We start from the raw sequence: 14822 nt of genomic DNA on the forward strand, positions 1-14822 counted from the left end.
TACCTACATCAAGCCGTACTCGGCCATCGAGAACGGCACCCCCTCGCCAATGATGAAGTGATCCAGCACCCGTATATCCACCAGAGCCAGGGCGTCTTTCAGTTGCCGGGTAAGCAGGCGATCAGCCTGGCTCGGCTCAGCCACGCCCGAGGGATGGTTGTGACAAAGGATCAGCGCCGCTGCGTTATGCGCCAGCGCGCGTTTGACCACTTGCCGGGGATAGACACTGGCACCGTCGATGGTGCCGTGAAACATGGCCTCGAAGGCCAGCACGCGGTGCTTGGCATCGAGAAACAGGCAGCCGAACACTTCGTGCTCTTCATGCCGCAACTGGGCCATCAGGTACTCGCGCACGGCCACCGGGCTTTCCAGTACCGAGGTGCGCCTCAGGCGCTCGGCCAGGTGCCGGCGCGACATCTCCAGCACTGCCTGCAATTGTGCGAACTTCGCCGGCCCCAACCCCAGGTGCGCGCTGAAGCTCGGCTGGTCCGCCTCAAGCAAGGCACGCAGGCCGCCAAACTCGTCCAGCAAGTGCCGAGCCAGGTCCACCGCGCTCTTTCCGGGCACTCCGGTGCGCAGAAAAATTGCCAGTAATTGCGCGTCGCTCAGACTGCTCGCGCCATACTCCAACAAACGCTCCCGAGGACGATCTTCCGCGGGCCAATTCCGAATGCTCATAGAACCCTCCATGTCGTGCGCAGCCCGCTGTTCCGGGGCGGGCGCTGTGCTATCTTAGCCGCACTTTTTTGCGCGGCGAGCGGCCTGGGGAGGCCGAGCGCGGCGGATTCCATATTCATATAAGGCAGGCCTATGCAGCGGCTGTACCGGAAACGCATTGTCCTTGGCGTGGGTGGCGGAATTGCCGCTTACAAGAGCGCCGAACTGGTTCGCCGTCTGCGCGACCATGGTGCCGAAGTGCGGGTGGTGATGACCCAGGGCGGTCGCGAGTTCATCACGCCGCTGACCTTGCAGGCCCTCTCCGGCCACCCGGTGCATATGGACCTGCTCGACCCCGCTGCCGAAGCGGCCATGGGCCATATCGAACTGGCCAAGTGGGCTGACCTGATCCTGATCGCCCCTGCCACTGCCGACCTGATGGCGCGCCTGGCCCAGGGCATTGCCAACGACCTGCTGACCACTCTGGTACTGGCCACAGACGCCCCGGTAGCCCTGGCACCGGCCATGAACCAGGCGATGTGGCGCGACGAGGCCACCCAGGCCAACAGCCAACTACTGATCAACCGCGGCCTGCATATGTTCGGGCCCGCCTCCGGCAGCCAGGCCTGCGGTGACGTCGGCCTCGGTCGCATGCTCGAAGCCAACGATCTGGCGCAGCTGGCCGCCGACTGCTTCAAGCGCGAAAGCCTGACCGGCCGCCATGTGCTGATCACAGCCGGGCCGACCCAGGAAAACATCGACCCGGTGCGCTACATCACCAATCACAGCTCGGGGAAAATGGGCTTCGCCCTGGCCGAGGCCGCTGTCGAAGCGGGTGCCAAGGTCACCCTGGTCACCGGCCCGGTACATCTGCCAACTCCGGACCGGGTCACCCGCATCGATGTGGTCAGCGCCCGCGACATGCTCGCCGCCTGCGAAGCTGCCATGCCCTGCGACCTGCTGATTGCCGCTGCCGCGGTGGCCGATTACCGTCCGGAAGTGGTGGCACAGCACAAATTGAAAAAAGACCCGTCCACCGGTGAAGGCATGCTCCTGCAGATGGTGCGCAACCCGGATATCCTCGCGACCCTGGCGCAACGCGAGGATCGTCCCTTCAGTGTCGGCTTCGCCGCCGAAACGGAAAAACTGCTCGACTATGCTGCTCGCAAGCTGAAAGACAAAAATCTCGACCTGATCGTCGCCAACGATGTGGCCAACCCCAGCATTGGCTTCAATAGCGAAGAGAACGCGATCACCATCATTGATCGCGACTTGCAGCAAAGCAGCCTGGCGCAGACCAGCAAGGGCAAGATCGCCCGCCAGCTGATCGCCTTTATCGCCGAACGCCTGAACCACGCCTGACGCTTAATCACCACCTGCAAAGAGCCAGACATGCACGCACTGCAAGCCAAGATTCTCGACCCGCGGATTGGCCGTGATTTCCCCCTGCCCGCATACGCCACGCCTGGCTCGGCCGGCCTTGACCTGCGCGCCATGCTGACCGAGGACCGCGTACTGGAACCCGGGCAGACCGTACTGATCCCCACAGGCCTGTCTATCTATGTTGGCGACCCCGGTCTGGCCGCACTGATTCTGCCGCGCTCGGGCCTGGGCCATAAGCATGGCATCGTGCTGGGGAACCTGGTCGGCCTGATCGACTCGGATTACCAGGGCGAGCTGATGGTGTCCTGCTGGAACCGTGGCCAAAGCCCCTTCACCATCACCATCGGCGAGCGCATCGCCCAGCTGGTTCTGGTGCCGGTGGTACAGGCCCGTTTCGAGTTGGTTGAACACTTCGATGAGAGCCAACGCGGCGCGGGCGGTTTCGGCCACTCGGGCAGCCAATGACCGACACGCCCCTACGCCAATTGACCCAAGCCAGGACGCACCGCAGAGGAGATACCGATTGAAACTCTTCAAGCGCACCGCCAAGGACGCTGAAACCTTACCGCAAGTGAGCGACCCCACTGCCACCAAGCCTGACGCCGAACCGCTGCTGAAAGCGCTGTTGCCCGGCCTGGGCATGGCCTTTGTCGGCCTCGTCGCCGCGGCTGCCGTACTTTGGTTCACCCTGCTTACCAGCGCCCAGAGCCAGACCCAGGGCGAGCTCGCCCATGCCTGGGGCGGCAGCCAGGCCTCGGCGATGCAGCAGGCATTGCGCCAACTCAGCGCGGATACCGCCGCCGCCGCGCGCAATCCGCAGCTGGCGCAGGCCCTGCAAAGCCAGGACGCAGAAGCTATCGCCGCCCAGGAGCGCGATCTGGGTTACTGGGACGGCGTGGTCGATGCCTATATCAACCTGCCGGGCCAGGCCGCCCAGAACACTACCCGCGCCGCGCCAATGAACTTTGCCGCGCTGGACCTGCTGCGCCGCGTCGAAGGTGGCCAGACCCCGGCACCGGAAGCCTATCGTGTCGGCCAACGCTGGCTGGTATACAGCGCCGCACCGCTGCGCCTGGCTGATGGCCAACCGCTGCAAGGCACTTTGCTGCTGGTTATCGATTTGCAGCGCCTGCTGTCTGCCCTGCCGCCCTTGCCCGACGGCATTGGCCAGTTGCGCCTGTCGCAGCAGTTTGGCCAGAGTCCGGCGCAGATCCTCGCCAAGCGCGGCCAGGACACCGACAGCACGCCGCTGGCCTTCGTCAGCGGAAATTCCAACTGGAAGCTGGAATTCCTGCCAGGCCCGGATCTGTCGATGCCGCCGGTATCTACTCTGCCGTTGCTGCTGGCGATCGCCCTGGCGCTCTCCGGCGCGCTTCTCGGCCTGATGCTGCTCAATAACCGCCAGCAAAGCGCGCTGCGCAAAGATGCCGAACAGCTGAGCCAATTAGTCCAAGAACTCTCTGCCGGCAAAAGCGTCAAAGCCTTCAGCCTGCGCTCGCCCGTACTCAATGCGCTGGCGCAGAAACTCGCGCGAATGCCTCGCCGGCAAAGCGCATCAGCATCCGTAGAAGAGACCAATGCGACTGGCAGCAGTAGCAATGGCACGAAAGTGGCAGCACCTGCCGCCGTAGAGCCTGCCACGCTTGTGAACCCTCTCTTTCAAGAAACCGATATTCTCGATATCGACATCCTCGACGAAGACCAGGATCTCCTGGGATTGGAGCAAGCCCCCGCTATGAGCAACGTGCCGCACACCGCACCCAACTTGCCCGCCAGCATTTTCCGCGCCTATGACATTCGCGGCGTAGTTGGCGACACCCTGACTTCTGAAACCGCCTATTGGGTCGGCCGCGCAGTGGGTGCCGAAAGCCTCGCCGCTGGCGAGCCCAATGTTTCGGTTGGCCGCGACGGCCGTCTGTCCGGCCCCGAACTGGTGCAATCGCTCATTCAAGGCCTGGTGGAAGCCGGCTGCGCCGTCAGCGACATCGGCCTGGTGCCGACCCCGGCGCTGTACTACGCCGCCAACGTTCTGGCCGGCAAAACCGGCGTAATGCTCACCGGCAGCCATAACCCGCCGGACTACAACGGCTTCAAGATCGTGGTCGCCGGCGACACCCTGGCCAACGAGCAGATCCAAGCCCTGCGTCAGCGCATCGAAACCAATGACCTCAGCAGCGGCCCAGGCAGCGTTGAGCAAGTGGAAATTCTGCCGCGTTACTTCAAACAGATTCGTGACGACATCGCCCTGGCCAAACCGCTGCGCGTAGTGGTGGACTGCGGCAACGGTGCCGCCGGCGTCATCGCTCCGCAACTGATCGAAGCCCTGGGTTGCAGCGTGATTCCGTTGTTCTGCGACGTCGACGGCAACTTCCCCAACCACCACCCCGATCCGGGCAAGCCAGAAAACCTGGTGGACCTGATCGCCAAGGTGAAAGAAACCAACGCCGACCTCGGCCTGGCCTTCGACGGCGACGGCGACCGCGTGGGCGTGGTGACCAACAAAGGCACCATCGTTTACCCAGACCGTTTGATGATGCTGTTCGCCAAAGACGTGGTTTCCCGCAACCCGGGCGCCGATGTGATCTTCGACGTCAAATGCACCCGCCGCCTCGGCGCGCTGATCAGCGGCTACGGTGGCCGTCCGGTCATGTGGAAAACCGGTCACTCGCTGATCAAGAAGAAAATGAAGCAGACCGGTGCCCTGCTGGCCGGCGAAATGAGCGGCCATATCTTCTTCAAAGAGCGCTGGTTCGGCTTCGACGACGGCATCTACAGCGCTGCCCGCCTGCTGGAAATCCTCAGCCAGGACAAGCGCGACGCCGAACATGTGTTCTCCGCCTTCCCAAGCGATGTGTCGACCCCGGAAATCAACATCACCGTGACCGACGAAAACAAGTTCGGCATTATCACCGCCCTGCAGCGTGATGGTCACTGGGGCGAAGGCAGCGTCACCACCCTGGACGGCGTGCGCGTCGATTATCCGAAGGGCTGGGGCCTGGTTCGCGCCTCCAACACCACTCCGGTGCTGGTGCTGCGCTTCGAAGCCGACACCGTTGAGGAGCTGGAACGCATCAAAGAGCTGTTCCGCGCCCAGCTGTACACCGCCGCACCAGACCTCAACCTGCCTTTCTGACCGCCTGTATAGCCGGCCCTCGTGGCCGGCTACGCCGTTTTGCTGGAGCCCCGCATGACCCTCGAACGCGATGCCGCCACCAATGTTGCCAAGGTTCTTTCCGAGGCCTTGCCCTACATTCGACGTTTTGTCGGCAAGACCCTGGTTATCAAGTACGGCGGCAACGCCATGGAAAGCGACGAGCTGAAAACCGGTTTCGCCCGCGATATCGTGTTGATGAAAGCCGTGGGTATCAACCCGGTGGTTGTCCACGGTGGCGGTCCGCAGATCGGTGATCTGCTAAAGCGTCTGTCGATCGAAAGCCACTTCATCGACGGCATGCGGGTGACCGACGCGGCGACCATGGATGTGGTGGAGATGGTGCTTGGTGGCCAGGTGAACAAGGACATCGTCAACCTGATCAACCGCCATGGCGGCAGCGCCATCGGCCTGACCGGTAAAGATGCCGAGCTGATTCGCGCGAAAAAGCTCACTGTTACCCGGCAAACCCCGGAAATGACCCAACCGGAAATTATCGATATCGGCCATGTGGGCGAAGTGGTTGGGGTGAACACCGACCTGCTCAACATGCTGGTAAAGGGCGACTTCATTCCGGTGATCGCACCTATCGGTGTCGGTGCCAACGGCGAGTCATACAACATCAACGCCGACCTGGTGGCGGGCAAAGTGGCCGAAGCACTGAAAGCTGAAAAGCTGATGCTGCTGACCAACATTGCCGGCCTGATGGACAAGGAAGGCAACGTCTTGACCGGTCTTTCCACCGCCCAAGTCGACGCCTTGATCGCCGATGGCACCATCTACGGCGGCATGCTGCCGAAGATCCGTTGCGCCCTTGAGGCAGTGCAGTGCGGCGTGATCAGCGCGCATATCATCGATGGTCGGGTACCCAATGCGGTGCTGCTGGAAATTTTCACTGATAGCGGCGTCGGTACGCTGATCTGCAACCGCAAGCACCACTAAGCGCCAGCGGGTACAAAAAAGCCCCGACGAGGTCACTCGCCGGGGCTTTTCCTTGCAGTGCTAAACCTATTGCTTCGGACCTAACAGCGCCTGCAGGCGCGCGCGGTCTGCATCGAAGCTGGCTTCGGCCTGAGTGCGGCCATCCAGGTAGCGCTTGATATCCGCCTCCAGGCCCACCTGCTCAGCCTTGATGTTCTCGATCTGCGCGACCAGATGATCCGGCACCTGCTTGCCCGCACGCTCCAGATCGGCCGCCTGGCTTTGCAGGTTGGCCTGCTGGGTACGCAAAGATGCCAGGTTGCCGCGGGCCACGGTGATCACCCCGTCCAGCTCCGCCAACTTGCGCGCTTTGGCGCGATCGACGTCTTCGGGGGTCGAGTACAGCCGCAGCAATTGTGCGTCGGAACTGGCGCGCGCTTTGTCTGCCAGCGCGCGCTGACGCTCTTCCAGACTCGGGGCGGGGGCAACCACCTGAACCACACGGCCTTGGTCGTTGAGGACCTCGTAGCCTTTGGAAATCAGGTCCGGCGGCACGCCCTGGCGGTCCAGAACAGTAACACCCTTGGCATCCACGTAACGGTAGAAACGAACCGAACTATCGGCAGCCGAAGCCGCTGCGCACAGCAACATGCTGAAGATCAACGTGAAACGAGTTACGTCCGGTCTGAGCATGCAAACAACACCCTGTCGTGGTTGAGACTTAAATTCCGTATTGCGCGCGGTACGCCTGGACTGCTGGCAGGTATTTCTTCAGTTCAGCATCTTCGGCCAAGTATTCCAGTACTTGCTCCAAGGACACGATGCTGATCACCGGAATACCGAAATCACGTTCGACTTCCTGAATGGCCGACAGCTCGCCTTTACCGCGCTCCTGGCGATTCAATGCAATCAGCACGCCAGCTGCAGTGGCACTTTGCCCATTAATGATCTGCATGACCTCACGAATGGCGGTGCCAGCGGTAATTACGTCATCAATGATCAGCACATTGCCGGCCAGTGGCGCGCCGACCAAGGTGCCGCCTTCGCCGTGATCCTTGGCCTCCTTGCGGTTGAAACACCAGGGCAAATCGCGCTGATGGTGCTCAGCCAGGGCCACCGCCGTGGTCGCCGCCAGAGGAATGCCTTTGTAGGCGGGGCCGAACAACACATCGAAATCGATACCGCTGGACACCACCGCCTCGGCGTAGAAACGCCCGAGCTGAGCCAACGCAGAACCGCTGTTGAACAGGCCTGCATTGAAGAAATAAGGGCTGGTACGCCCCGACTTGAGAGTGAACTCACCAAAGCGCAGGACCCCGCGCTCGATGGCAAAACGAATGAACTCGCGCTGGTACGCCTGCATAAAAAGCCCCGAAACACACGGATTTAGCTGTGGGTTTAGCTAATAAGGATGAGCTCGGGTATCATACACGCACGTGTTTTTGGGGGCCATTTATGCGGATCATCAGTGTGAACGTGAATGGTATTCAGGCGGCAGTCGAGCGAGGTTTGCTCAGTTGGCTGCAAGCGCAGAATGCCGACGTCATCTGCCTGCAAGACACCCGTGCCTCCGCCTTTGAACTGGACGACCCAGCCCTCCAACTGGATGGCTATTTCCTCTATGCCAGCGACGCAGAAGTGCCAGACCAAGGTGGTGTGGCGCTGTATTCGCGATTGCAACCCAAGGCGGTGATCAGTGGGCTCGGTTTCGAGACGGCTGATCGCTACGGGCGCTATCTGCAGGCCGATTTCGACAAAGTAAGCATCGCCACGCTTCTGTTGCCAACGGGGCAGAACGGTGACGAGAACTTGAATCAGAAATTCAAGTTCATGGACGATTTCGCCCAGTACCTGGACAAGCAACGGCGCAAACGCCGCGAGTACATTTATTGTGGCTCGCTGTATGTGGCGCACCAGAAGCTGGATGTGAAGAACTGGCGAGACTGCCAACAGGAGCCGGGTTTCCTGGCACCGGAGCGGGCCTGGATGGACGAGATCGTCGGCACCATGGGGTACGTCGACGCGCTGCGGGAAGTGAATCGCGAAGGTGATCAGTTCAGCTGGTGGCCCAATAGCGAACAAGCCGAGATGCTCAACCTGGGCTATCGCTACGACTACCAGTTGCTGACCACAGGTCTGCGCCGGTTTGTTCGCGGTGCCCGCTTGCCGCGCCAGCCACGCTTCTCGCAACATGCGGCGCTGATCGTGGATTACGACTGGACGCTCAGCGTCTAAGCCAATCCACTATCTGGCGCGAACAAAAAAGCCGGCATCAGCCGGCTTTTTTGCGTCTGCGAGAGCGACTCAGAGCGCCCAAGAGTGACGCAAAGTGACAAAACCTTGTCAGCTTTGCGCCTGTCGGGCCGCGCTCGGGCTTATTCGGCCAATGCGGCGCGTTGCAGCTCGAACAGATCGGTCATGCCTTTCTGCGCTAGCGCCAGCATGGCGTTCAAATCTTCCGGCTGGAACGGCGCGCCTTCGGCAGTACCCTGAACTTCGATAAACCCGCCCTGGCTGGTCATCACTACGTTGAGATCGGTCTCGGCGGCGGAATCCTCCAAATAGTCGAGATCCAGTACCGGCTCGCCCTGGTACATGCCAACCGACACAGCAGCGATCATTTGCTTGAGCGGGTCGCCACCTTTCAGGCCGCCGCGCTTCTTGATCACTTTCAGCGCATCAATAACGGCCACCATGGCACCGGTAATCGAAGCAGTGCGGGTTCCGCCGTCGGCCTGGATCACGTCGCAGTCGACGTACAGAGTCACTTCACCAAGCTTGGACATATCCAGCGCCGCGCGCAGCGAACGGCCGATCAGACGCTGGATTTCCAGGGTGCGCCCGCCTTGCTTGCCACGGCTGGCTTCGCGCTGGTTACGGTCGCCGGTGGCGCGCGGCAGCATGCCGTACTCGGCAGTCAGCCAACCCTGGCCCTGACCTTTAAGGAAACGCGGTACGCCATTCTCCACACTGACTGTGCAGATCACTTTGGTGTCACCGAACTCCACCAGTACCGAACCCTCGGCGTGCTTGGTGTAGTTACGGGTGATGCGGATCGAGCGCAGCTGATCAGCGGCACGGCCACTCGGACGTTTCATCAGGGATACCTATTCGGGACGGAAAACTGCTCGGCATTATAGGGGGGCTGCGCGCCGCTCACACGCCAAATTGGGAGCTAACCGCGCACTGCGCTACAATCCTGCGCCTTTATAGGCCGTGTGAAAGTGCCGCTTAACCGCGCGGCAGTTTTCACACGGACGCTTTCGTACCGTCATATTTTCGCGAGGTCCTTCCCATGGTGCACAGCATGACCGCCTTCGCCCGCGTCGAGCGGGCCACTGCCAACGGCACGCTGAGCTGGGAACTGCGCTCGGTCAACCACCGCTACCTGGAACCGCATCTGCGTCTGCCGGAGTCGTTCCGCGACCTCGAAGGCGGCGTGCGTGACGCGCTGCGCCAGGGCCTGTCGCGGGGCAAGGTGGAATGCACCCTGCGCTATACCGAAGAAACCGCGGGCAAACCGCTGCAGGTTGACCGCGATCGCGCCGCGCAACTGGTGGCCGCCGCCGAAAGCGTGGCCAGCCTGATCAGTTCCCCCGCGCCGCTGAATCCCTTGGAAGTACTCGCCTGGCCCGGCGTATTGGTGGCCGACGCCGCCGACCCGCAAGCTCTGAACAGCGCCGCGCTGGCCCTGTTCAACGAGGCGCTGAGCGAACTCAAAGCCGGTCGTGGCCGCGAAGGTGCCGAGCTGGCCAAATTGCTTAGCGACCGCCTCGACAACATTGGCGACGAAGTCGCCGCCCTGCGTGAACTGGTGCCACAGATGCTCGCCGGCCAGCGCCAGCGCATTCTCGACCGCACCGCCGAAATGCAGGCGGAACTCGACCCCCACCGCCTGGAACAGGAGCTGGTGCTGCTCGCCCAGAAGAGCGATGTGGCCGAAGAGCTGGATCGCCTGGTCACCCACGTCAGCGAAGTACGCCGCGTGCTCAAAGCCGGCGGAGCGGCCGGGCGGCGTCTGGATTTCCTTATGCAGGAACTCAATCGCGAAGCCAACACCCTGGGCTCCAAGGCCTTCGACACGCGCAGCACGCAGGCGGCAGTAAACCTCAAGGTGCTGATCGAACAAATGCGCGAACAAGTACAGAACATCGAGTAAGGCGGACCCCCTCATGCACGCCACCAAAGGCACCCTCTACATCATTTCCGCGCCCTCCGGCGCGGGCAAGACCAGTCTGGTCAACGCGCTGGTTGAAGCCCAGCCGCAGATTCGCGTTTCGGTTTCGCACACCACTCGCGCCATGCGCCCGGGCGAAACCGACGGGCTGAATTACCACTTCGTCAGCCGCGAAAGCTTTCTGCAAATGCTTGAGCACAATGACTTCCTTGAGCATGCCGAGGTGTTCGGCAATCTCTACGGCACGTCTCAGCGCTGGCTGGAAAAAACCCTCGCGGAAGGCTTCGATCTGATTCTGGAAATCGATTGGCAGGGTGCCCAGCAAGTGCGCCGCCTGCTACCCGAAGCGCGCTCGATCTTTATCCTGCCGCCCAGCCAGGAAGCCCTGCGCCAGCGTTTGAACAACCGCGGCCAGGACAGCGAAGAGATCATCGACACGCGCATGCGTGAAGCGGTCAGCGAGATGAGCCACTACGTTGAATACGATCATCTGGTGATCAACGACGATTTCGCTGCGGCCCTGGAAGACCTGAAAGCCATCTTCCGCGCCAACAATCTGCGTCAAAACGTGCAGCAGCAACGTCACAGCACGCTGCTGACCGAGCTGCTTGCCTAGGCGTAAAAAGCAGCCGTCAGGCGGCGCGTGAAAATCTGCGCTTCCCTAACGGCTGGTTATTTTTTAGACTGCACAGTTCGTTCGCCCACCTGGGCTAAAGTTTTTCGCTCTTATCTATACGTCGCTACGAGGAATACCATGGCCCGCGTTACCGTTGAAGACTGCCTGGACAACGTCGATAACCGCTTCGAGCTGGTCATGCTCGCTACCAAGCGCTCCCGCCAACTCGCCACCGGCGGCAAAGAGCCGAAAGTAGCGTGGGAAAACGACAAACCAACCGTAGTTGCCCTGCGCGAAATCGCCGCCGGCCTGATCGACTACGCGGTGATCGCTGAAGAAGAGATCGTCGACGAAGAACCACTGTTTGCCACATTCGAGGAAGAGGCCAACGAGGCCCTCTAAGCCTATGCCCGGTCGAAGTCCCAAGGCACGCGAACACGTTTGGCAGGGGGTCAACCCATGCCGAGCATAGACGCCTTCGCCGAAAGACTCTCGACCTACCTGGGCGGCGAACAGGTCAACCTGGTTCGCCGCGCCTACTTCTACGCAGAGCAAGCCCACGACGGCCAACGCCGCCGCAGCGGTGAAGCCTACGTAACCCACCCGCTCGCGGTGGCCAATATTCTCGCCGACATGCACATGGACCATCAGAGCCTGATGGCTGCGATGCTGCATGACGTCATCGAAGACACCGGCATCGCCAAAGAAGCGCTTACCGCGCAATTTGGTGAAACCGTCGCCGAACTGGTGGACGGGGTCAGCAAGCTGACCCAGATGAACTTCGAAACCAAAGCCGAAGCCCAGGCGGAAAACTTCCAGAAAATGGCCATGGCCATGGCCCGCGATATCCGCGTGATTCTGGTCAAGCTCGCTGATCGCCTGCACAACATGCGCACCCTGGAAGTGCTGGCCGGCGAAAAACGCCGGCGGATCGCCAAGGAAACCCTGGAAATCTACGCCCCCATCGCCAACCGGCTGGGCATGCACAGCATGCGCGTGGAATTCGAAGAGCTTGGCTTCAAGGCCATGCACCCGATGCGTTCCGAGCGCATCCGCCAGGCTGTGAAGCGCGCCCGTGGCAATCGCAAGGAAATCGTCAACAAGATCGAAGAGTCGCTGACCCATTGCCTCAACCGCGAAGGCATGGAAGGCGAAGTGGTCGGTCGCGAAAAACACCTGTACGGCATCTACCAGAAGATGCGTGGCAAGCGCCGAGCGTTCAACGAGATCATGGACGTTTACGCCTTCCGCATCATCGTCGACAAAGTCGACACCTGCTATCGCGTGCTCGGTGCCGTGCACAACCTGTACAAACCCTTACCGGGCCGCTTCAAAGACTACATCGCGATTCCCAAGGCCAACGGCTACCAGTCCCTGCACACCACCTTGTTCGGCATGCACGGCGTTCCGATTGAAATCCAGATTCGTACCCGCGAAATGGAAGAGATGGCCAACAACGGCATCGCCGCCCATTGGCTGTACAAATCCAACGACGAAGACCAGCCCAAAGGTACCCACGCCCGCGCCCGCCAGTGGGTCAAAGGCGTGCTGGAAATGCAGCAACGGGCCGGCAACTCGCTGGAATTCATCGAGAGCGTGAAGATCGACCTGTTCCCCGACGAGGTCTACGTCTTCACCCCCAAAGGCCGGATCATGGAGATGCCCAAGGGCTCCACGGCCGTCGATTTCGCCTACGCGGTGCATACCGATGTCGGCAATTCGTGTATCGCTTGTCGCATCAACCGCCGCCTGGCACCGCTGTCCGAACCGCTGCAAAGCGGTGCCACCGTGGAAATTGTCACCGCACCCGGTGCCCGACCCAACCCGGCCTGGCTCAACTTCGTGGTCACCGGCAAGGCGCGCACCCATATTCGCCATGCGCTGAAACTGCAGCGCCGTTCGGAATCCATCAGCCTCGGCGAGCGCTTGCTGAACAAGGTGCTGACTGGCCTCAACAGCCACCTCGAGAAGATTCCCGCCGAGCAGGTGCAAGGCGTACTCGCCGAGTACCGCCTGGAGGTCATCGAAGACCTGTTGGAAGACATTGGCCTGGGCAACCGCATGGCCTATGTGGTCGCCCGCCGCCTGCTGGCCAGCGAAAGCGAACAGCTGCCGAGCGCCGAAGGGCCGCTGGCGATTCGCGGCACCGAGGGTCTGGTGCTGAGTTACGCCAAGTGCTGCACGCCGATCCCGGGCGACCCCATCGTCGGCCATCTGTCCGCCGGCAAAGGCATGGTGGTGCACCTGGAAAGCTGCAAGAACATCAGCGATATCCGCCAGAACCCGGAAAAGTGCATCCAGCTGTCCTGGGCCAAGGATGTGGTCGGCGAATTCAACGTCGAACTGCGTATCGAGCTGGAACACCAACGCGGCCTGATCGCCTTGCTGGCCAGCAGCGTCAATGCCGCCGACGGCAACATCGAAAAAATCAGCATGGACGAACGCGACGGCCGCATCAGTGTGGTTCAGCTGGTGGTCAGCGTGCATGACCGCGTCCACCTGGCCCGCGTGATCAAGAAGCTGCGAGCCCTCATAGGCGTGGTGCATATTTCCCGCGTTCGCGCCTGACCCCCTTTCGTAACGACGGCCGGCGCGCGCTGCGCCAGGCAAAACCTCAAGGAGCTTTTTCATGAGCAAGAGCGTCATCACTTCCGAACACGCCCCAGCCGCCATCGGCACCTACTCCCAGGCGATCAAAGCGGGCAACACCGTGTACATGTCCGGTCAAATCCCTCTGGACCCGAAAACCATGGAGCTGGTGGAAGGCTTCGAAGCCCAGACCGTGCAGGTGTTCGAAAACCTCAAAGCCGTGGCCGAAGCGGCTGGCGGCTCGTTCAAAGACATCGTCAAACTGAACATCTTCCTCACCGACCTCTCGCACTTCGCCAAGGTCAACGAGGTGATGGGCCGTTACTTCGAACAGCCCTACCCAGCCCGTGCCGCCATTGGCGTAGCCGCTCTGCCACGCGGTGCCCAGGTTGAAATGGACGCCATTCTGGTTATCGAGTAACCGCACTTTCCAAGGAAGGAGCCCGCCATGCGCAACGCCCTTGCCCTGCTGCTGATCAGCGCCGTACTCGGCGGCTGCAGCAGCCCCGCAAGCAAAGACCCGAATGGCATCTGGGTAAACCAGGCCGCCATCGATGCCGCCTCGCAAGGCGGCAATCTGCGGGAGGCGTTGCTGGCATACGGCCCCAATCTGGAGTGGACCATCGACGCCGCCAGGCAAACCGCCAAAGTCAGCAATGGCTTTGAGCTGGACGAAGGCCAGTTGGCCAGCGAGCCGAACGGCCAATGGCGTGTCGACTTCTATGGCGATTACCACGAACAACTGAACGTCGAAAACAACCTGATGCGCCAGGCCGAAAGCAAGACCGGCCCGGAGCAACGTTTTCAACGCTCGACCCTCAAACTACCGCTCGGCGCACCGCCGGGCAGCAGTTTTGAACAGGCCCTGTACTCGGCCTACCTCGGCGGCACCTGGAAAATCACCAAGGGCCCCGGGGTAAAAGGCCTGGTGCTGTTCCATCCCGATGGCCAGGTGGAAGGCCTGCCCGGTGCCGATCGCTACGCCCTGTGCCTGGCCGGCGACTGCGCCGCCATGAGCGGCGAGAACGACAGCCTGTGGCTACAACTGGGCAATAAGGGCAACGTCTGGCTGTTCAAACGCGACGGCAATCAGCTGGAGATCTTCCAGGCGGTGAACCAGGCGCAGGCAGATGAAATGCCTGAGTACCTGCCTGGCGTGACCACCTGGGTGCTGGAAAAAGACTGACCCCGCGCGGATCGAGCAACCCGTAGAAGCGGCTTTAGCCGCGATGCTTTTATATTGATAGCGGGGTAAAACGCGGCAAAGGGGGGGATTTAGCGGCCCCCAACACGGAGGCACCCAACACAAACACCAACACCCCCCCCCC

15 protein-coding genes are annotated in these 14822 nt (G+C 61.4%); 11 read left to right on the forward strand and 4 right to left on the reverse strand.

Translation table 11 applies throughout. The features are described 5' to 3' along the window. Window positions 1-3: 3 nt before the first annotated feature. Window positions 4-678, reverse strand: a complete 675-nt coding sequence (gene radC, locus ACVW0Y_RS16310) for a RadC family protein (protein WP_457439517.1) — start codon at window positions 676-678, stop codon at window positions 4-6. Between the two features lie 132 nt (window positions 679-810). Between radC and coaBC the strand changes: the two genes are divergently transcribed. From coaBC to argB, 4 genes are all read left to right on the forward strand, one after another. Further along, the gene (gene coaBC / locus ACVW0Y_RS16315; RefSeq protein ID WP_457439519.1) at window positions 811-2019 is read left to right on the forward strand and encodes a bifunctional phosphopantothenoylcysteine decarboxylase/phosphopantothenate--cysteine ligase CoaBC; all 1209 of its coding nucleotides are present in this window, start codon (window positions 811-813) and stop codon (window positions 2017-2019) included. Between the two features lie 30 nt (window positions 2020-2049). After that, entirely contained in the window at window positions 2050-2505 is a 456-nt protein-coding gene (gene dut, locus ACVW0Y_RS16320; protein WP_457439521.1) for a dUTP diphosphatase, read from the forward strand. A 1270-nt stretch (window positions 2506-3775) separates the two neighbouring features. Further along, on the forward strand, window positions 3776-5173 hold the full coding sequence (gene algC, locus ACVW0Y_RS16325) for a phosphomannomutase/phosphoglucomutase (protein WP_457439545.1): 1398 nt from the start codon (window positions 3776-3778) through the stop codon (window positions 5171-5173). Between the two features lie 54 nt (window positions 5174-5227). Further along, window positions 5228-6133 carry an acetylglutamate kinase gene (gene argB / locus ACVW0Y_RS16330; protein ID WP_108095068.1) on the forward strand — a complete coding sequence of 302 codons (906 nt, stop codon included), beginning with the start codon at window positions 5228-5230 and terminating at the stop codon, window positions 6131-6133. Between the two features lie 66 nt (window positions 6134-6199). On the opposite strand, the gene ACVW0Y_RS16335 is transcribed toward argB, so the two are convergent. After that, entirely contained in the window at window positions 6200-6805 is a 606-nt protein-coding gene (locus ACVW0Y_RS16335) for a DUF4124 domain-containing protein (RefSeq protein WP_457439523.1), read from the reverse strand. 28 nt (window positions 6806-6833) lie between these two features. Next, a complete protein-coding gene (pyrE, locus tag ACVW0Y_RS16340; RefSeq protein WP_457439525.1) occupies window positions 6834-7475 on the reverse strand; it encodes an orotate phosphoribosyltransferase in 642 nt (213 codons plus the stop codon). A 92-nt stretch (window positions 7476-7567) separates the two neighbouring features. On the opposite strand from pyrE, the gene ACVW0Y_RS16345 reads away from it, so the two are divergent. Then, complete coding sequence (locus tag ACVW0Y_RS16345) at window positions 7568-8347, forward strand: exodeoxyribonuclease III (RefSeq protein ID WP_108095071.1); 780 nt, start codon at window positions 7568-7570, stop codon at window positions 8345-8347. A 140-nt stretch (window positions 8348-8487) separates the two neighbouring features. On the opposite strand, the gene rph is transcribed toward ACVW0Y_RS16345, so the two are convergent. After that, window positions 8488-9210 carry a ribonuclease PH gene (gene rph / locus ACVW0Y_RS16350; RefSeq protein WP_108095072.1) on the reverse strand — a complete coding sequence of 241 codons (723 nt, stop codon included), beginning with the start codon at window positions 9208-9210 and terminating at the stop codon, window positions 8488-8490. Window positions 9211-9407: 197 nt separating this feature from the next. Here rph and ACVW0Y_RS16355 point away from each other — a divergent pair, with 197 nt between their 5' ends. The 6 genes from ACVW0Y_RS16355 to ACVW0Y_RS16380 all read left to right on the forward strand — a co-directional run bounded on the left by ACVW0Y_RS16355 (window position 9408) and on the right by ACVW0Y_RS16380 (window position 14680). Beyond that, window positions 9408-10271: a YicC/YloC family endoribonuclease gene (locus ACVW0Y_RS16355; protein WP_457439528.1), complete on the forward strand. Its 864-nt coding sequence runs from the start codon at window positions 9408-9410 to the stop codon at window positions 10269-10271. 13 nt (window positions 10272-10284) lie between these two features. Continuing rightward, complete coding sequence (gmk, locus tag ACVW0Y_RS16360; RefSeq protein WP_457439529.1) at window positions 10285-10905, forward strand: guanylate kinase; 621 nt, start codon at window positions 10285-10287, stop codon at window positions 10903-10905. A 138-nt stretch (window positions 10906-11043) separates the two neighbouring features. After that, window positions 11044-11307 (forward strand): DNA-directed RNA polymerase subunit omega, encoded by a 264-nt coding sequence (rpoZ, locus tag ACVW0Y_RS16365; RefSeq protein ID WP_108095075.1) that lies wholly within the window; start codon window positions 11044-11046, stop codon window positions 11305-11307. A 57-nt stretch (window positions 11308-11364) separates the two neighbouring features. After that, a complete protein-coding gene (spoT, locus tag ACVW0Y_RS16370; RefSeq protein WP_457439531.1) occupies window positions 11365-13473 on the forward strand; it encodes a bifunctional GTP diphosphokinase/guanosine-3',5'-bis pyrophosphate 3'-pyrophosphohydrolase in 2109 nt (702 codons plus the stop codon). Window positions 13474-13534: 61 nt separating this feature from the next. Beyond that, window positions 13535-13915 carry a RidA family protein gene (locus tag ACVW0Y_RS16375; protein ID WP_108095077.1) on the forward strand — a complete coding sequence of 127 codons (381 nt, stop codon included), beginning with the start codon at window positions 13535-13537 and terminating at the stop codon, window positions 13913-13915. 27 nt (window positions 13916-13942) lie between these two features. Then, window positions 13943-14680 (forward strand): hypothetical protein, encoded by a 738-nt coding sequence (locus tag ACVW0Y_RS16380; protein ID WP_457439533.1) that lies wholly within the window; start codon window positions 13943-13945, stop codon window positions 14678-14680. Window positions 14681-14822 lie beyond the last annotated feature (142 nt).

It is taken from the genome of Pseudomonas sp. TE3786, assembly GCF_054057335.1.